Origin of the sequence: Microbispora catharanthi (genome assembly GCF_006334915.2) — a bacterium.
GTDB lineage: Bacteria > Actinomycetota > Actinomycetes > Streptosporangiales > Streptosporangiaceae > Microbispora > Microbispora catharanthi.
In genome coordinates this window covers 63,120-80,069 of the sequence record NZ_VDMA02000008.1, presented here as the reverse complement: position 1 = coordinate 80,069, position 16,950 = coordinate 63,120, and the positions used below count along the sequence as shown (strand labels likewise).

The following is a 16,950-nucleotide window of genomic DNA, read 5'->3' as shown; positions in this document are numbered from 1 at the left end:
CGGCGCCTACCCGACTCTGGCCGCTCCGGTGAGCAGCTCGGCGAACAACCGTTCCCACGCCTGACGTATCCCGTCCATGTCGTACCGCATGACCGACGTCCTGGCCGCGTCGCCCAGCGCGTGCCGTAGCGACGGGTCGCCGATCAGCGCCTTCATGGCGGCGGCGAGCGCGCCGGCGTCTTCGGGAGGAACCAGCAGCCCGTCCCGGCCGTGGGCGACGATGTCCGCGGGCCCGTGGGGGCAGTCGAAGCTCACGACGGGCAGCCCGTGGGCCATCGCCTCGATGAGCACCATGCCGAAGCCCTCGTATCGTGAGCTGAGGACGAACATCGCCCCCTTGGCCAGTTCCTGCTCGAGCGTGGTCGTGCCGCCCATCAGGAAGGCGTGGTTGTAGAGATGCAGGCGGTGGATCAGACGCCGTAGGCTGCCGTGCTCCCTGCCGTCGCCGTAGATGCGCAGTCGCCAGTCGGGGTGTTCGGCGACGACCTCGGCGAACGCCTTGATCAGCAGGTCGAACCCCTTCTGGCGGGTGAGTCGCCCCGCGGCCACGATGATCCTGCCGTCGAGCGCGGCGGGAGCCCGTTCGGCGGGCGTCAGGCCGTTGGGGATGGTCGCCAGACGGGTCCGCGAGCCGTCGAGCAGCGCCGCGTACTCGGCCAGGTCGGCGTCGGTGAGGCTGACCACGGCGTCCAGCCGCGGGTACCAGCGGGCGATCTCGGCGACGAGTTCGGGCTTGTGGGAGCGCAGATACATGTGTTCCTGGGCAACCCGTACGACATTCCGCGGGGCGTAGCGGGCGGAGAGCAGGTTGAGTGCGGGGCGGGTGGTGACCAGGACGCCGCCGTCGAGCGACCGCAGATATCTCACGATCTTCTGGTCGCTCAGCCGGTTGAAGGCGGCGTAGCGCACCTCGGAAGGAGGCACCAGCAGGCTCGGCCGGCGCCGGAGCCACTCGCGGACGGGATGCCGCCGGCGCGGGCCCCGCAGGTCCGCCAGGGAGCGCAGGCGGACCCGGGGATCGAGGGAGAACCTGGGCCGGTCCCTGGTCTGGAAGACGCTGACCAGTTCCACGTCGTGGTCGGCGGCGGCCATGACGTTGGCCTGGTTGATCACGGTGCGGATGGTGCCGCCGACCCCGTAGGCGTTCATGATGAGGTAGCGGAGCTTCATGCCTGGACCGGCCTGGAGATCAGCGACAGGTTCTGCATCACCGTGTAGTACGGCTTGACGCTGACGGCGCCCGCCCGGGCCTCGCCCGTCTGCGCCGGGAAGGTCATGACCGTCTTCTTGTCCGGGATGTCGTCCAGGTGGCGCCCCAGCCGAAGCGGCTCCGGCTCGCCGGGTAGCCGGAGATGGAGGTCCCAGACCTGACGGCCGTCGATCCGGCGGGTTGCCACGGCCGAGACGACCAGTTCGACAGCGAAGGCCGCCTGGAACCGACCGCCGTCCACCGTCGCCGGGCAGTTCAGCACGAGATCGGGGCGGTCCCGGTTGGTGAGGGTGAGGATCGCGGTCGTCCGCGCCGGCGGAGTGGGAGCCGTGCCGACGATGCGGCCGATCACCAGGACTCTTCCGTCTCGCGGCCAGACCTGCTCCACCTCGGCGTGCCTTGATGTCATCGGCCCTGCTTCCTGTGCGTTCCGCTTTCGCGGGGTAGCCTCGACCTACTAGCTTGATAGTAGCTACTACTGTGATAGTAATTCGTGCTCAGGGAGGTCGGGTTGACCGACACGGGACATGGCGACAGACGTCCGGCGGGCATGCTGGAGGACGAGGTGCTCGCGGTGTTGTGGTCGAGGACGGCGCCCGTGAGCCCGGCTGAGGTGCAGGCCGAGCTCGGCGGCTCCCTGGCGTACACCACGATCATGACCACGCTCGCGCGCCTGGAGCGCAAGGGCCTGGCCACCCGGCAGCGCTCGGGCCGAGGGTTCGTCTACGCCCCCGCGGTGGACGAGGCGTCGCACACCGCAGAGGCGATGAACGAGCTGCTCGCCCGCAGAAGCGACAGAGCGGCGGTGCTCGCCCAGTTCGTGTCACGGCTCAGCGCGGACGACGAGCAGATCCTGCAGCGGTTGCTCCGGGAGATGGACGACTGATATGCGGATCATCGTCTACCTGCCGTTCGTCGTGTCGGCGCTGCTGGGTCTCGCGATTCCGCGATTCGGGCGCCGGCTCGCGCCGGCCACCGCCACTCGGCTCCTGGTCGGGGCCGGCGCGGCGTGCGCGGCCAGCTCGGTCCTCGCACTCGTCTTCCTGGCCAGCACCTATCTGGGTCAGGTGCCGCTGGTCGCGTCCTTCGGCGACTGGTCCGTGGGGCTGTTCGAGGCGCTCGACCCGGTGCCGCGGCCGGCCGCGCAGCTCGCGCTGCTGGCGCTCGCGGTTGTCGGGGCTCTGGCGGTCAGGACCGCGGCGCGGCAGGCTCTCGCGTTGCGGCGCGTGTCGCGGACCTGCCGCCGCGCGTCCGCCGCATCCGGCGGCCTGGTGGTCGTCGACGATCCGGTTCCGCACGCGTACGCGGTGCCAGGAGGCTTCGGCGATCCCGGCCGTGTCGTGGTGACGACCGGGATTCTGCGTGCCCTCGGTGCGGAGGAGCGAAGGGTCCTGCTCGCCCACGAGCGCGCTCATCTCCGCCACCGCCATCACCTCTACCGGACGGTGGCCGCGGTGGCCGCCGCGCTGAACCCGCTGCTGGCGTCCCTGCCGAGGGCGGTGGAGTACACCACCGAGCGCTGGGCCGACGAGCGGGCGGCCGAGGAAGTGGGCGATCGGAAGGTCGCGGCCCGCGCCATCGTCAAGGCGGCGCTGGCCGGCGGGGAGCGTCAGCGGCGGGCGGGCCTCGCCGCCCTCGCCTTCGGCCACGGCGACGTGCTCCCCCGGGTCAACCACCTGCTGACCGCGCCGCCGCGCCGCCGTCCCTTGACGGCGGCAGTGCTGATCGTGGCCGTGGCCGCCTGCCTCGTCGCGACCAACGAGTCCCGCGCCGACACGGAGTCCTTGTTCGAAGAGGCGGAGACTACTCCGCCGGTCGTGCACGTGGTCGCCGGCAGGCGCCATGCGGGTGCGGTGGAGGCGCCGGCTCTGCACGGCGGGCCGCGTGGACGGGACGGCCGGCCAGGGCCGAAGCCGGGGCCGGACGGCGTCGTCGACCGTTTCCCCGTCCTCTCCGGACGCGGCGAGGCCGGTTGGTAGACGCACCCGGCACAGCCCTTCCCTGTCTTCCGCGGGCCGCGGAGTTCGGCCGAGTTGTCGATGAAAGTTTCATTGCCGGGCGGGTCTCCGGATCCGGCCGGACTTCCTCACAAAACCTTCTCCGATGAGTGGGCGCGACGAAATTCCGGCCGACGCCGGACTGTGCGCGGATGACCGCTCAGGCACCACCCGGTGAGAAACTTGGGCGGTGGAGACTTCGGTGCCAGGACGAGCCGAAACACGGCTCCAGGCCAAAATACTTACGCGATTGCGTGACGCCGGTCCGCAATCTCGCATTCAGCTGTCGGAACACTTCGAAGTGTCACGTACGACGATCGGATCGGAACTCGGCCGGCTTACGGCGCTTCAACTCGTCGAGGAAATCGGGCCGGCCGCGTCTCGTGGAGGGCGCCGGTCGACCGTCATCGACCTGGCCGGCCGGGTCCGGTTCGTCGGCGTCGCGATCGGCGCGACCTCGGTGTCCGCCGCGGTCACCGACGGCAGGCTGCGCGTCCTCGCATTCGAACGGACCGAATGCGACGTACGCCAGGGTCCCGAGCCCGTGCTCGAACTCGCCATGGAACAGAGCCGCCGGCTGCTCCTGAAATTGGGAGTGGACCGGCCGATGGGAGCCGGCATCGGCATGCCCGGCCCGGTGGACTTCTCACGCGGTATCCCGGTCTCGCCACCGATCATGCCGGGGTGGGACGGTTATCCGGTCCGCGATGTCTTCGGCAGGCAGTTCGATTGTCCGGTCGTACTGGACAACGATGTCAATGTAATGGCCCTGGGCGAACAACACGCCGGTGCGGCCGGCACCGCCGAGAACTTCCTGTTCGTCAAGGTCGGCACGGGCATCGGCTGCGGAATCGTGGCCAGGGGTGAGCTCTATCGCGGCATGGACGGGTGCGCGGGGGATATCGGGCACATACCGGTCGCCGATTCCGGCGAGATCTGCGCCTGCGGCAACACGGGATGCCTGGAGGCGTCCTTCGGCGGCGACGCGCTGGCTCGCGACGCGCTCGCCGCGGCCCGGTCCGGGCGCTCGCCCCTGCTCGGGGAACTCCTCGCACGCGACGGCACGCTGACCGCCGCGCAGGTGGGCGAGGCGGTCGCCGCGGGTGACGCGACGTCCGTCCAGTTGGTGCGCGACGGCGGACGGCGCATGGGCGAGGTGCTCGCGGGCCTGGTGTCGTTCTTCAACCCGAGCCTCATCGTGCTGGGCGGTGGGCTCACGCTGCTGGGTCACGTCCTGCTCGCCGAGATCCGCGGCGCGATCTACCGCCGCTCACTGCCCCTCGCCACCAGGAATCTACCGATCATGATGAGCGACCTCGGCCCGCAGGCCGGCGTCATCGGCGCGGCCAGGCTCGTGAGCGAGGAGGTCTACGCCTTTCCCCGGTGATCGGCGCTCGCGCCCGGACGGTTCGCCGATGACGACATTCGTGCCGCACGGGATTGCATGATCATGCATTCCGGTGTATATATTCTACTCGTGTCCAAGGTGCTCACTTCTCTGCCTGTCGGCGAGCGTGTCGGGATCGCCTTCTCCGGCGGCCTCGACACTTCGGTAGCGGTCGCGTGGATGCGGGAGAAGGGTGCAGTGCCGTGCACCTACACCGCCGAAATCGGCCAGTACGACGAACCTGACATCGCCTCGGTGCCGGGGCGTGCCACCGCGTACGGCGCGGAGATCTCCCGGCTGGTCGACTGCCGGGCGGCCCTGGTCGAGGAGGGGCTCGCGGCCCTTGCCTGCGGGGCGTTCCACATCAGGTCCGGCGGCCGCACATACTTCAACACCACCCCGCTCGGGCGAGCCGTCACCGGCACCCTGCTGGTGCGCGCGATGCTCGAGGACGGCGTGCAGATCTGGGGAGACGGCTCCACCTTCAAGGGCAACGACATCGAGCGGTTCTACCGCTACGGTCTGCTCGCCAACCCCTCCCTGCGGATCTACAAGCCGTGGCTGGACGCCGACTTCGTCAACGAGCTCGGCGGGCGCAAGGAGATGTCCGAGTGGCTGCTCGCCCACGGGCTGCCCTACCGGGACAGCGTGGAGAAGGCCTACTCCACCGACGCGAACATCTGGGGCGCGACGCACGAGGCCAAGTCTCTTGAGCACCTCGACACGGGCATCGAGATCGTCGATCCCATCATGGGCGTGCGTTTCTGGGACCCCGCCGTCGAGATTGCCACCGAGGACGTCACGATCGGCTTCGAGCAGGGACGTCCAGTGACGATCAACGGCAAGGAGTTCCCCTCCGCCGTCGATCTGGTGCTGGAGGCCAACGCCATCGGCGGCCGGCACGGCCTGGGCATGTCCGACCAGATCGAGAACCGGATCATCGAGGCCAAGAGCCGGGGCATCTACGAGGCGCCGGGCATGGCGCTGCTGCACGCGGCCTACGAGCGGCTGGTCAACGCGATCCACAACGAGGACACCCTCGCCAGCTACCACATCGAGGGGCGGCGGCTGGGCCGGCTGCTCTACGAGGGCCGCTGGCTGGACCCGCAGGCGCTGATGCTGCGCGAGTCGCTGCAGCGCTGGGTCGGCATGGCGGTGACAGGGCAGGTGACCCTGCGGTTGCGGCGCGGTGAGGACTACTCCGTGCTGGACACGTCCGGACCGGCTTTCAGCTACCACCCGGACAAGCTCTCCATGGAGCGCACCGAGGACTCCGCCTTCGGCCCGGTGGACCGCATCGGGCAGCTGACGATGCGCAACCTCGACATCGCCGACTCTCGCGCCAAGCTGGAGCAGTACGCCAGGCTCGGCATGGTCGGCAGCCAGCAGCCGGCGCTTATCGGAGCCGCCCAGGCGGCCTCGACCGGGCTGATCGGCGCGATGCCCGAGGGTGGGGCCGAGGTGATCGCCTCTCGCGGCGAGGCCTCCACCGAGGAGGAGCTCCTCGACCAGGCCGCCATGGAGCTCGGCACCGACTGACAACCACGACCGGAGCGCCCGCTGTGGCGGGCGCCCCGGCATGCGCAGCAGACGCACCTCCCGACCAGGGCGGCAGGACGGCGCTTTCCGAGTGCCGGCCGCGGTCGGGAGGGCGCGCGTGGGCCGGGGACTCCGCCTTCCGCGTCATGCCCAGGGCGTGACGGCCGGAAGCCGGGTCAGGCGACTGCTCGCGCGTCGGCCTGACGCGGGCTGAGCAGGTTCCGCGCCCAGCCGACCGCCGCGGCGGCCGGCCACAGCCGGGAGGCCATATTCCGCGCGGTGATGCCGGTGCGTGTGGCGGGAACCATCAGCGTGGCGGCCGCGGCCTCGTTGGCCTGCTTGGGGTCGACCAGTGCCCGGTGGGCGGCCTGGTAGCGGGAAAGGGCTCCGTCGAGGCCGGCGGCCAGCTCCCGGGCGAGGGTGTGAGCGCCGGCCATGGCCAGCGTGGAGCCGTCGCCGAACAGGGAGACGGACGAGGCCGCATCCCCCAGCAGCGCCACCCGCCCGTCGTGCCACCGGTCGATGCGCACCTGGCTGACCGAGTCCAGCCACAGGTCGTCCGCGGCCATGGCCGCGTCGAGCAGCTCGGGCACGCGCCAGCCCGCTCCGGTGTAGGCCCCGGCCAAGATCTGCTTGTGCTGGTCCAGGTCGCGGTGGTTGAAGCCTTCCATCTCCGGGCCGCGGAAGATGAACGCGGCCAGGGCACGCCCGCGCACCGGGTGGACGGCGACCATCCGGCCCGGTGAGTTGTGGATGACCACATTGCGCTCGTCCTCGGCCGGCCCGTTCAGCGGCATCGTCGCGACGTACAGCCCCATGTGCCGCACGTATCGCGACTCCGGGCCGAAGGCCAGTCGGCGCGTCACCGAGTGCAGCCCGTCCGCGCCGATCACGAGGTCGAACCGGCGCGGTTCGGCCTTTTCGAAGGTGACCTCCACGCCGTCCCGGTTCTGGTTGACCGCGGTCATGCTGTCCCCGAACAGGTACTCCGCCGAATCGCGGCTCGCCTCGTACAGGATTCCGGCCAGGTCGGTGCGGGTGACCTCCACCTCGCGGCTGCCTGCGGCCCTTTGCAGGGCACGGGTGTTCACCCCGCCCACCCGGCGGCCCACGTCGTTGACGAAGCTCATCCCGGTCGCGGTGGTCGCCGCGGCGCGCAGGGCCTTCATCACGCCCATGCGTTCGGCCACCTCCACCGCCGGGCCGCGGACGTCCACAGGGCTGCCGCTGGTGCGCAGGCCGCCCGCCCGCTCCACCACCGTGATCTGGAAGCCGTTCCGGGCCAGCCAATAGGCCAGCGTGGTCCCGGCGATGCCGGCTCCGGAGATCAGAACTGTCTTCTTCATGGCGTCCTCCTTCGTGACGCCGCCAACGATATGACTGATTTTGAAATTTGGTCAACAGCTAGGAATCGATTGACCAAGCCTCGCATCCGGTCATACGGTTGGCCGGATGGAACGACTCCGTGACCCTCGTGAGCGGGCCGAACGCGCCACCCGCATCCTCGACGTGGCCGCCGGCCTGCTGCTGCGCCACGGCTACCGCCGGGTGACCATCGACGACGTGGCCGCCGGGGCCGGTATCGGCAAGGGCACCGTCTACCTGCACTGGAAGACCCGTGAGCAGTTGTTCGGCGCGGTCTTCACCCGCGAGGTCTGCTTCGCCATCGACGAGCTACGGCAGGCTATTGCGGAGGAGCCGCGGACGTGCCTGCTCCACCGTTTCGCCCGTGCCTACTTCTTGGCGATCGTCCGGCGCCCGCTGCTGCGCGGGTTCCTGCTGGCGGACGCGGAGCTGGTGGGCAAGCTGACCACCGGGCTCGACGACCGGCACGCCACGATGGCCCGGAGGTACTTCGAGCTGCTGGCCGAGCACGGCCTGCTCCGTGACGACATCGACCTCGACGAGGTCGCCTTCGCCTACCAGGCCACGTTCGAGGGGTTCCTCCGGGCCACCGACGACGCCTGGGAGCAGCGAGCCGACCTGCTCGCCCGCACCGTGAGACGCGCCTTCGAGCGCGACGCGGAACCGCACGATGCCGAGCTCGGCGAACTGGCGGCTGCGACCGCGGCCGTGCTCACCGCTGTGGTCGAGGCCGATCTCGCGGACTGCGGTGTCACGAAGAACGCCTGACCGGCGGCGATCTCGGCAGGTCAACCGTGGGCGCGGGGAGTGAGGAGCTCGGTGATCCGGATGAACCCGTCGGCGCCGTGGCCCTGTGCGATGACGCGGCGGGCCCAGCCCTCGGCCGCGCGCATCACACTGGCGTCGATGCCGTGGGCCTCGGAGGTGTGGACGATGTGGGCCATGGACGAGGCCGCCGAGGTGATCGGGTTGCCCTCGCCCGAGAATCCGCCGCTGTCCACTTCCGCCGCCGCCTCCTCGAAGATGGGCGGCAGGATCGCGCCGATGCCCTTGGCGAACGGCGCCAGCTCCCGCGCGGTCACCCCCTCGGCCCGCGCCACCGCCAGCGCGTGCGCGTAGCCCGCCATCGCGGTCCAGAAGACGTCGAGCAACGCGATGTCGTAGGCAGCCGCCCGGCCGATCTCCTCGCCGAGGTGGGTGTGCGTGCCGCCGAGGGCGTCCAGCAGCGGCCGGTGCCGCCGGTAGAGCTCCTCCGGGCCGCTGTGCAGGAACACCGCGGCCGGCGTGCCGATGGTGGTGGCCGGTGTCATGATCGCGCCGTCGAGATATCCGATGCCGTGCTCGGCCGCCCAGGTCGCGGTGCTCCGGGCACGGTCGGGCGTGTCGGCGGTCAGGTTCACGAGCGTGCGTCCCCGGAGCGCGTCGGCGACCGCGTCGCGCCGCACGACGGCGTCCGCCGCGTCGTAGTTCACCACGCAGATCACGGTCAGCTCGCTCGCGGCGACCGCCGCTTCCGGCGTGGGGGCGCCGTACGCGCCCCGCTCGGCCAACTCTCGATCTCTGCCCGGTGTCCGGTTCCAGACCGTGGTCCGGACCCCGGCGTCCAGGAAGGCACCGGCCAGGGCCCGGCCCATCGGGCCCAGGCCGAGCACCGTGACGGCAGACTGTTGGGTGTGCCGGCTCATGTCTCAACTCCTTCGTGCATGACAGCGATGGCGCTGAACGGGATGGAAAAATGACGCGTGGCCGTGCCAGGGACCTGAACGTCTGCGGGGTCACCGCCGCGATCGCCGTGATCGACGGCAAGTGGAAGACGATCCTGCTCTGGCTCCTGGAAACCGCTCCGCGTCGTCCCGGCGAACTGGTCCGGCGGCTGCCGGGCCTCACCGAGAAGGTGCTGACTCAGACGCTCCGGGAGATGGAGGCCGACGGGCTGGTGCACCGTGAGGTGCACGACGGCCGTCCGTTGAAGACCGTGTACTCACTGACCGATTTCGGCCGTGAGCTGTCCGAGGCGCTGGCGCCCCTGTCCGACTGGGGACATCGCCGCCTGGAGAAGCTGGCCCAGGAGACACCGGCCCAGGAGACACCGGCCCAGGAGACGTCGGCCGGGGATGCGCAGGCAGGGCCCCTTTCTGTCTCCTGACACACCGCCGTCACCCCCGTTCCCCCTGGAATCCGGCGGCCTTCCGGCCGCCCGGAACCAAGCTTCACGCCGCTCAGGCTCGGCCGACAAGTACCCACAAAAAGGTGGGTAGGCCGCGGAGCCTGCACGACGGTTCTTTGCACTGTGCATACGTTCCGTTTGCTCGGGTAGCGCGGCCCTTGTTCGCGAGATCGACCCCCGGAGGGGGAGGCGCGGTGGCATTGCGGATCGAGGACTACGGGCTGCTCGGCGACCTGCACACGGCCGCGTTGGTGGGGCGCGACGGGTCGATCGACTGGTTGTGCCTGCCCCGGTTCGACGCCCCCGCCTGTTTCGCCGCCCTGCTGGGCGACGAGCGGGCGGGGTTCTGGCGCCTCGCCCCCGCGGCCGGTGGGCTCTGCACGCGCCGCCGCTACCGCGGCGACTCTCTCGTCCTGGAGACGGAGTGGGACACCCCCGAGGGATCCGTACGCGTGATCGACGCGATGCCGCCACGTGGTGAGGCAGCCGACGTGGTGCGCGTCGTGGAAGGCGTCAGCGGACGGGTGCCGATGCGGTCGGCGCTGCGGCTGCGGTTCGACTACGGGCACATCGTGCCCTGGGTGCGGCACCAGGACGGACGGCTCGCGGCGGTCGCCGGGCCGGACGCCGCCTGGCTGAAGACACCGGTGCCGCTCCGCGGCGAGGACATGACCACCTACGCTGAATTCGAGGTGGTTGCCGGGCAGCGGGTGCCGTTCGTGCTGACCTATAGGCCCTCGCACGAGCGCATGCCGCGTCCGGTTGACGCGGAGAAGGCCCTCGCCGACACGGAGGCGATCTGGACGTCGTGGATGCGCGGCTTCCGATACGAGGGCCGGTGGGAGGATGCCGTGCGCCGATCGCTGGTCGTGCTGAAGGCGCTGACCTACGCGCCGACCGGCGGCATCGTGGCCGCGGTCACCACTTCGCTGCCGGAACAGCCGGGCGGGCCGCGCAACTGGGACTACCGGTTCTGCTGGCTGCGCGACGCGACGTTCACGCTGCAGGCGCTGCTGGGCACCGGCTTCGTCGCCGAGGCCAGGGCCTGGCGGGAGTGGCTGCTGCGGGCCGCGGCGGGAGACCCGGCCGACCTGCAGATCATGTACGGCATCGACGGCACCCGCCGCCTGCCGGAATACAGGCTCGACTGGCTGGGCGGCTACGAGGGCTCGGCTCCGGTGCGGGTGGGCAACGCGGCGTCCGGGCAGTTCCAGCTCGACGTGTGGGGCGAGGTCCTCGACGGGCTGCACCTGGCCAGGACGGCCGGCATCCACGCCGACGAGCAGGCGTGGGACCTGCAACGGGCGTTGCTGGACTTCCTGGAAGGCCACTGGGACGACCCTGACAACGGGCTGTGGGAGGTGCGCGGTGACCGCCGCCACTTCGTGCATTCCAAGGTCATGGCGTGGGCAGGCCTGGACCGCGCCGTGCAGGCCGTCGAACGCTTCGGCCTGGACGGGCCGGTGGACCGGTGGCGCGCCACCCGCGACAAGATCCACGCCGAGGTCTGCGACCGCGGCTACGATCCCGAGCGGGGCACGTTCACCCAGTTCTACGGCTCCAAGGGGCTGGACGCCGCCCTGCTGCTGATCCCCCGGGTGGGGTTCTTGCCCTGGGACGACCCGCGGGTGGCCGGCACCGTCGAGGCAGTGCGACGCGAGCTGTGCTCCGACGGGTTCCTGCTGCGTTACCAGCCGCAGGCCGACGGCAACGTGGACGGCCTTCCCGGCACCGAGGGGGCGTTCGTCACCTGCACGTTCTGGCTCACCGACGCCTTGTACGGCATCGGCCGCCACCGGGAGGCGTACGAGCTGTTCGAACGCCTGCTGAGCCTCCGTAACGACCTCGGCCTGCTGAGCGAGGAGTACGACCCCGTCACCGGGCGGCAGCTCGGCAACACCCCGCAGGCGTTCAGCCACGTCGGGCTCGTGAACGCCGCCCGTCACCTGTCCGGCACCCGGCCGGCTGAGCACGTCGCGCACGGCCGCGAACACATTGGAGGTGAGCGCTGATGCGCGCTCTCACCGTCATTCCGCTGCAGAAGGACTCCCTGGCCGTCACCGAGGTCCCCGATCCCGAGCCGGGCGAGGGGGACCTGCTCGTCGAGGGTCTCGCCGTCGGCGTGTGCGGCACCGACAAGGAGATCGCCGCCGGGGAGTACGGCTGGGCCCCGCCCGGCCGCGACCGCCTGGTCATCGGTCACGAATCGCTGGGCAGGGTGCGGCAGGCGCCTTCCGGCAGCGGCTTCGCCCCGGGGGACCTGGTGGTCGGAGTGGTCCGGCGGCCCGACCCGGTGCCGTGCGGCGCCTGCGCGCACGGGCAGTTCGACATGTGCCGCAACGGCCGCTACACCGAGCGCGGCATCAAGGAGTTGGACGGATACGCGAGCCGGAGCTGGGTGGTCGAGCCCGGCTACGCCGTCAGACTCGACCCCGGACTGGCCGACGTCGGAATGCTCCTCGAACCCACCAGCGTCGTCGCCAAGGCCTGGGACGAGGTGGAGAAGGTCGGCGCCCGGGCCTGGTTCGCGCCGAAGACCGCGCTGGTCACCGGCGCCGGGCCGATCGGCCTGCTCGCGGCGTTGCTCGGCGTGCAGCGCGGGCTGGAGGTCCACGTCCTCGACCGGGTCACGGAGGGCCCCAAACCGGCCCTCGTGCGGGACCTCGGCGCGGTCTACCACTGCGAAGACGCCGGGGAGGTCGCCGCGAAGGTGCGCCCCGACGTGGTCATCGAGGCGACCGGCGCGGGACCGGTCATCTTCGCCGTGGCCGCGAACACCGCGCCGTACGGCATCGTCTGCCTCACCGGCGTCTCCTCGGCCGGGCGCCGGATCACGCTCGACGCGGGCAGCCTCAACCGCGAGATCGTGCTGGAGAACGACGTGCTCATCGGCTCGGTCAACGCCAACCTCGCCCACTACGCCGCCGCGGCCGACGCCCTGGCCAAGGCCGATCTCGCCTGGCTGAACCGGCTGATCACCCGCAGGGTGCCGCTGGAGTCGTTCCGCGACGCCTTCACCGCCGGGCCGGAGGACGTCAAGGTCGTCATCGAGCTGTGACGCCCATCAACTGTCTCGTCCGACCCATCGGGCATCTCAGCACATGCGGGTGCTTCAGGAGGGCGGAAACAGGGGGACCGCCTTGGCGGGTGTCTCGCGGGTCGTGAACGGAACCGGGCTGAGCGCGTCGAGGCGCTCGGCGAACTCGGCCGCGAGACCGGTCAGGACCAGCATCCCCGCCGCCGTCTCCGACACGCGCTGCTGCGCCACGATCAGTGCGGTGATGCCGGTGCTGTCCCAGTAGGTCACCGCGGAAAGGTCGATCACCAGCCCCGGCGCCGGTGTGCCGGAGACGAGCTCCCCGACCGCCGCGGTGATCTCGGGGGCCGCCTGCTCGTCGAGAGCGCCGTCCAGCTCCAGGACGGTGTGCGACTCGAGACGGCGCAGCCGTGGAGTGGCGGACCGGCGCGACGCGGGCCCGGGGAGGGCGAAGTCGGCCGTGGCGAGGGTGCCGTCCGGGCCGGAGTCGATCGTGAACCGGTCCGACAGGTAGCGGGCGAGCCACAGCCCGTGCCCGTGCCTGACCGGCCATCCGGCGGCGTCGTGCCCGGACGAGCCGGCGTCGCCGACCTCGCACCGCAGCACGCCGTCGAGCTGCCAGATCCTCGCCTGTCCGGTTCCCGATCCGTGGAAGACCGCGTTGGTGGCGAGCTCGTGGACGGTGAGGACCAGGTCCACGGACCGTCCGTGAGGAAGCCCGGCGTGGACGGCGTGTGCCTGCAGCGTCTCCCTCAGGGGGTAGAGCGACCCGCGGTCGAACGAGTGGTCGAGGATCAGCACCGGCGTTCCGGCGTTCCGCTTCCCACTGCCGGAGCCCGAGGCGACGTGAGCGGCGTGGTCGGTTGCGTCATCGCTCATGCGCGGTCACCAGGCTGATCCCGGGAATGCCCTGAGCGCCGAGCAGCACGAACCGCGGCACGATGGCGGGGTTGCATCGCAGGACGACCGTACGGGCCGGGGCCAGGCTCCGTGCCACGTCGATGATCGTCCGGGTGCAGGAGAGGTCGATGAAGGACAGTTCGGCCATGTTGATCGTGACGGGGCCGTCCGTCCTGATCGCCTCGCTCAGCGCCATGGCCAGGGCGTCCTCGGCCGCCCGGTCGATCTGTCCCGCCATCCGGATGCCGGGTGGCGCGTACTGGCGGCAGATCCGCAGCAACGGGTCGTCGTGATAGGTGGCCGCGGCGACCGCCCGGGTGTGAAACGGGGAGACCGAGGCGAGGGTGACCGGGTCGAAGCGTTCCCGGTCGTACTGGCACAACACCGACACGCTGCTGTCCGACAGGATCGTCGCGATCTTCTCCTCGAAGGCGGGCAGCTGCTCCACACCGTGGACCGGCCGCAGCGCCCAGCCCATGTCGAGGGCCACCCGCAGCCCCGAGTAGCCCTCGTGTGAGGTCAGCTCCATCTGGGAGCTCAGCCACCCCATCGCGTGATCCACCGTGAAGACCTGCCCGGACAGCAGGCCCTCCTGAGAGGCGACGACGTCCATCCGGCCGCTCGCGGTGGCGGACTGCACGGCGATCCCGCGGCGGTTCAGCTCGGCCAGCGCTCCCTGCGGCTCCTCGCACAACCAGACGACGCGCAGCCCTCCCGCCAGTCCGTCCCGTACGAACGCCGCGGTGAGGTCGAGCAGTTCTTCCGGCTCACCGAAGGTCAGGCAGGCGTGATCGTTGATCGCCAAATCCGTGATCTGCACCTCAGCACTGACGGTCACCGCGCCACCATCCCCGGGCAGTCCCGGCCGCCCACCGTCTCATCGGGCTACCCATCCTAGTGACCGGCATTCGTCAAGAATCGGTCTCGGCTGGTGGGAGCGGCTACAGGTACGTCGGCGTACGGCCGGCCCGGTCGCGGAACATCCACCAGTTCCAGACCTGGGAAAGGAGCATCAGCGGCACCATGACCGCGGCGAAGCCCGCCAGCAGTCGCAGGGTGCCCGCCTCCGCCATCGCCTCGGTCAGCCGCAGGCCGGTGCCGGGGGTGGTGGAGGAGACCAGTACGAAGGGGTGCAGGCCCGCGCCGAGGGCGACGACGGGCAGGGCGGCCGCGCACGAGGTCGCGGCGAAAGCACGGCCCGTGCGGCCCGAGCGCAGCAGAGCCGCCCCCGCGAGGAGCACGATCACCAAGGCCGCGCCGGCCACGAGGGCGGGCCACGGGTTGACGAGGGCGTGCCGTGCCGAGGAGAGGAAGCCGGTGACGAGGACGGCAGTCGCCGCCACGGCCGCCACGAGCAGGGCCCGACGACCGGCCCCCGCCGCCCGCGCGCTCGGCTCGCCGTCGGTCCGCCACGCCAGGAAGGATGCCCCGTGCGCGAGGAACACCGCGGTGGTCGTGGCGCCGCACAGCAGCACGAAGGGATGGAGGAGGTCGGCCGGTCCGAGCGAGAAGGCGTTCCGGGCGTTCAGCGGCACCCCGGCGAGGAGGCGGCCGGCCACGAGCCCCCACCCCGCGGCGGGCACCAGCCCGCCCAGGAAGATCAACCCATCCCAGAGGCGGCGTGCCGAGGCGCCCAGGTGACGGCTGCGCAACTGAACGGCGGTGTTGCCGACGACGATCCCGGCCAGGATCGCCGCGAACAGGAAGTACATCCCGGACAGCAGCCGCCCTTCCAGGAAGGGGAAGGCGCCGAACAGCACCCCGGCCGCGGCCACCAGCCAGACCTCGTTGCCGAGGAAGAACGGGCCGAAGGCGTTGAGCAGCGCCCGCCGCTCGCGGTCGTCACGGCCTAGCCGGGGGGTGAGCATCTGCACGCCGTAGTCGAAACCGGCCAGGACGAAGTAGCCGGCGAGCAGCAGCCCGAGCAGGGCCGGCCACAGGAGTTCGAGAGTCACGAGGGCTCCTCTTTCACAGGGCGAGCGACGCGGTGGCCCGCTCCGCCTGCCCGTCGCCGGGTGAGCCGCCGAGGTCGGTGTCGGCCGGGCCGCGGCGGGCGTACCGGGTGATCAGCGCCAGGTCGGCGACCGTCAGCGCGAGGAACACCCCGCAGAACAGGACCAGGGACGCCGTCATCGAGCCGACGGGCGACCGTGCGGCGGCCGTCGTGAGCTCGCCGTACACCGCCCACGGCTGGCGTCCCACCTCGCGCAGCAGCCATCCGCCGAGCGCGGCGGCGAAGGGCAGGGGAACCGCGACCAGCATCAGGTACGCCGCCGGGCGGAACCGGAGATACCAGTCCCGGTAGAGCAGGACGAGGGCCACGACGACCAGCAGGAAGATCAGATAGCCGACGCCCTGCATGACGTCGAAGGCGGTGGCGATCCAGGCGGGCGGCCGGTAGTCCCCCGCGCCGAACCGCTGCGCCAGTTGCGCCTGCACGTCCTCGACCCGCAGGGAGCCGACGTCGTCGACGTGGCCCCGCAGGGTCGCCGCCTTCATCGGCTGGGTGTCCACGAGCGTCGGGATCTGCACGAACCCGTAGTAGAGCGCCACGAACGCCGCGGGCGTGGCCACGAACAGGCCGAGCCGCAGTGACGTGCGGAAGAACTCCCGCTCCGCCGTGCGCTTGAGGAAGTGGTAGGAGCTGACCCCCGCCACGAACACCCCACCGGTCATCAGCGCGGCGGTGGCGGCGTGCACCAGCGCGTTGATCGCGTTGGGGTTGGTGAGCATGGCGCCGAAGTCGGTGAGGTAGGCGACGCCGCCGCGCACCTCGTGCCCCACCGGGTGCTGCAGGAAGCCGTTGGCCACCATGATCCAGTACGCCGAGGCGTACGCGGTAAGGGTGACCAGCCAGATCAGCGTGACGTGCACCGCCTTGGGCAGCTTCCCCCAGCCGAAGATCCACATGCCCAGGAAGGTGGACTCGGCGAAGAAGGCGACGATCGTCTCGAGTGCGAGCGGGGCGCCGAAGACGTTGCCGGCGTACTCGGCCAGCCCGCTCCAGGCGAGCCCGAACTGGAACTCCATGACCAGGCCGGTGACGATGCCCAGCACGTAGTTCACGACGTAGATCTGGCCCCAGAACCGGGTCATGCGCTCCATGAGCGGTGCGCCGCCGAGGGCGTGCCGGGTGTGCATCACCGCGATCAGCGGGGCGAGGCCGAGGGTGAGCATCACGAACAGCCAGTGGAAGCCGGCCGTCGTCGCGAACTGCAGGCGCGCCAGCGTCTCGTCCGTCATCGACGTACGCCCGTCACCCTGCGAGGAGAGGTCGGGGGCGTGTGGTGGAGCGACAAATCAGCCCTTTCCTCGCAAAGCCCGCAAGAGTGGACGGATCATATCCTC

Annotated in this window: 16 protein-coding genes; 8 read left to right on the top strand and 8 right to left on the bottom strand. The window is 70.9% G+C overall.

All coding sequences use genetic code 11. The annotated features are described in order from the left end of the window. Window positions 1-6: 6 nt before the first annotated feature. Both FH610_RS16885 and FH610_RS16880 read right to left on the bottom strand, forming a co-directional pair. A complete protein-coding gene (locus FH610_RS16885) occupies window positions 7-1,170 on the bottom strand; it encodes a glycosyltransferase family 4 protein (protein ID WP_139575424.1) in 1,164 nt (387 codons plus the stop codon). Next, window positions 1,167-1,619 carry a hypothetical protein gene (locus tag FH610_RS16880; protein ID WP_139575423.1) on the bottom strand — a complete coding sequence of 151 codons (453 nt, stop codon included), beginning with the start codon at window positions 1,617-1,619 and terminating at the stop codon, window positions 1,167-1,169. Before FH610_RS16880 ends, FH610_RS16885 begins: the two co-directional genes overlap by 4 nt. Before the next feature lie 102 nt (window positions 1,620-1,721). On the opposite strand from FH610_RS16880, the gene FH610_RS16875 reads away from it, so the two are divergent. The 4 genes from FH610_RS16875 (at window position 1,722) to argG (ending at window position 6,133) form a co-directional block, all read left to right on the top strand. Next, complete coding sequence (locus FH610_RS16875; protein ID WP_240809016.1) at window positions 1,722-2,096, top strand: BlaI/MecI/CopY family transcriptional regulator; 375 nt, start codon at window positions 1,722-1,724, stop codon at window positions 2,094-2,096. Between the two features lies 1 nt (window position 2,097). After that, complete coding sequence (locus tag FH610_RS16870) at window positions 2,098-3,189, top strand: M56 family metallopeptidase (RefSeq protein ID WP_139575422.1); 1,092 nt, start codon at window positions 2,098-2,100, stop codon at window positions 3,187-3,189. A 268-nt stretch (window positions 3,190-3,457) separates the two neighbouring features. Next, window positions 3,458-4,594, top strand: a complete 1,137-nt coding sequence (locus tag FH610_RS16865) for an ROK family protein (RefSeq protein ID WP_240809015.1) — start codon at window positions 3,458-3,460, stop codon at window positions 4,592-4,594. Window positions 4,595-4,684: 90 nt separating this feature from the next. Then, window positions 4,685-6,133, top strand: a complete 1,449-nt coding sequence (argG, locus tag FH610_RS16860; protein ID WP_139575420.1) for an argininosuccinate synthase — start codon at window positions 4,685-4,687, stop codon at window positions 6,131-6,133. A gap of 176 nt (window positions 6,134-6,309) precedes the next feature. On the opposite strand, the gene FH610_RS16855 is transcribed toward argG, so the two are convergent. Beyond that, the gene (locus FH610_RS16855) at window positions 6,310-7,479 is read right to left on the bottom strand and encodes an FAD-dependent monooxygenase (RefSeq protein WP_139575419.1); all 1,170 of its coding nucleotides are present in this window, start codon (window positions 7,477-7,479) and stop codon (window positions 6,310-6,312) included. Window positions 7,480-7,585: 106 nt separating this feature from the next. On the opposite strand from FH610_RS16855, the gene FH610_RS16850 reads away from it, so the two are divergent. Continuing rightward, window positions 7,586-8,266, top strand: coding sequence for a TetR/AcrR family transcriptional regulator (locus FH610_RS16850; protein WP_139575418.1), 681 nt, complete (start codon window positions 7,586-7,588; stop codon window positions 8,264-8,266). A 20-nt stretch (window positions 8,267-8,286) separates the two neighbouring features. Here the strand turns inward: FH610_RS16850 and FH610_RS16845 are convergent, their stop codons facing one another. Then, entirely contained in the window at window positions 8,287-9,183 is an 897-nt protein-coding gene (locus FH610_RS16845; RefSeq protein ID WP_139575417.1) for an NAD(P)-dependent oxidoreductase, read from the bottom strand. A 50-nt stretch (window positions 9,184-9,233) separates the two neighbouring features. Between FH610_RS16845 and FH610_RS16840 the strand changes: the two genes are divergently transcribed. The 3 genes from FH610_RS16840 (at window position 9,234) to FH610_RS16830 (ending at window position 12,723) form a co-directional block, all read left to right on the top strand. Then, on the top strand, window positions 9,234-9,644 hold the full coding sequence (locus FH610_RS16840; RefSeq protein ID WP_240809014.1) for a winged helix-turn-helix transcriptional regulator: 411 nt from the start codon (window positions 9,234-9,236) through the stop codon (window positions 9,642-9,644). A gap of 215 nt (window positions 9,645-9,859) precedes the next feature. Then, the gene (locus tag FH610_RS16835) at window positions 9,860-11,677 is read left to right on the top strand and encodes a glycoside hydrolase family 15 protein (protein WP_139575416.1); all 1,818 of its coding nucleotides are present in this window, start codon (window positions 9,860-9,862) and stop codon (window positions 11,675-11,677) included. Continuing rightward, the gene (locus FH610_RS16830; protein WP_139575415.1) at window positions 11,677-12,723 is read left to right on the top strand and encodes a glucose 1-dehydrogenase; all 1,047 of its coding nucleotides are present in this window, start codon (window positions 11,677-11,679) and stop codon (window positions 12,721-12,723) included. The genes FH610_RS16835 and FH610_RS16830 overlap by 1 nt, the downstream gene beginning before the upstream one ends. A 54-nt stretch (window positions 12,724-12,777) precedes the next feature. Here FH610_RS16830 and FH610_RS16825 read toward each other — a convergent pair whose 3' ends face one another. The 4 genes from FH610_RS16825 to FH610_RS16810 form a co-directional block, all read right to left on the bottom strand. Beyond that, window positions 12,778-13,581 (bottom strand): STAS domain-containing protein, encoded by an 804-nt coding sequence (locus FH610_RS16825; RefSeq protein WP_139575414.1) that lies wholly within the window; start codon window positions 13,579-13,581, stop codon window positions 12,778-12,780. Continuing rightward, window positions 13,571-14,440 carry an MEDS domain-containing protein gene (locus FH610_RS16820; RefSeq protein ID WP_161628018.1) on the bottom strand — a complete coding sequence of 290 codons (870 nt, stop codon included), beginning with the start codon at window positions 14,438-14,440 and terminating at the stop codon, window positions 13,571-13,573. Before FH610_RS16820 ends, FH610_RS16825 begins: the two co-directional genes overlap by 11 nt. Before the next feature lie 103 nt (window positions 14,441-14,543). Continuing rightward, window positions 14,544-15,557 carry a cytochrome d ubiquinol oxidase subunit II gene (gene cydB / locus FH610_RS16815; RefSeq protein WP_139575412.1) on the bottom strand — a complete coding sequence of 338 codons (1,014 nt, stop codon included), beginning with the start codon at window positions 15,555-15,557 and terminating at the stop codon, window positions 14,544-14,546. Window positions 15,558-15,570: 13 nt separating this feature from the next. After that, window positions 15,571-16,845, bottom strand: a complete 1,275-nt coding sequence (locus tag FH610_RS16810; RefSeq protein WP_139575411.1) for a cytochrome ubiquinol oxidase subunit I — start codon at window positions 16,843-16,845, stop codon at window positions 15,571-15,573. Window positions 16,846-16,950: the final 105 nt, after the last annotated feature.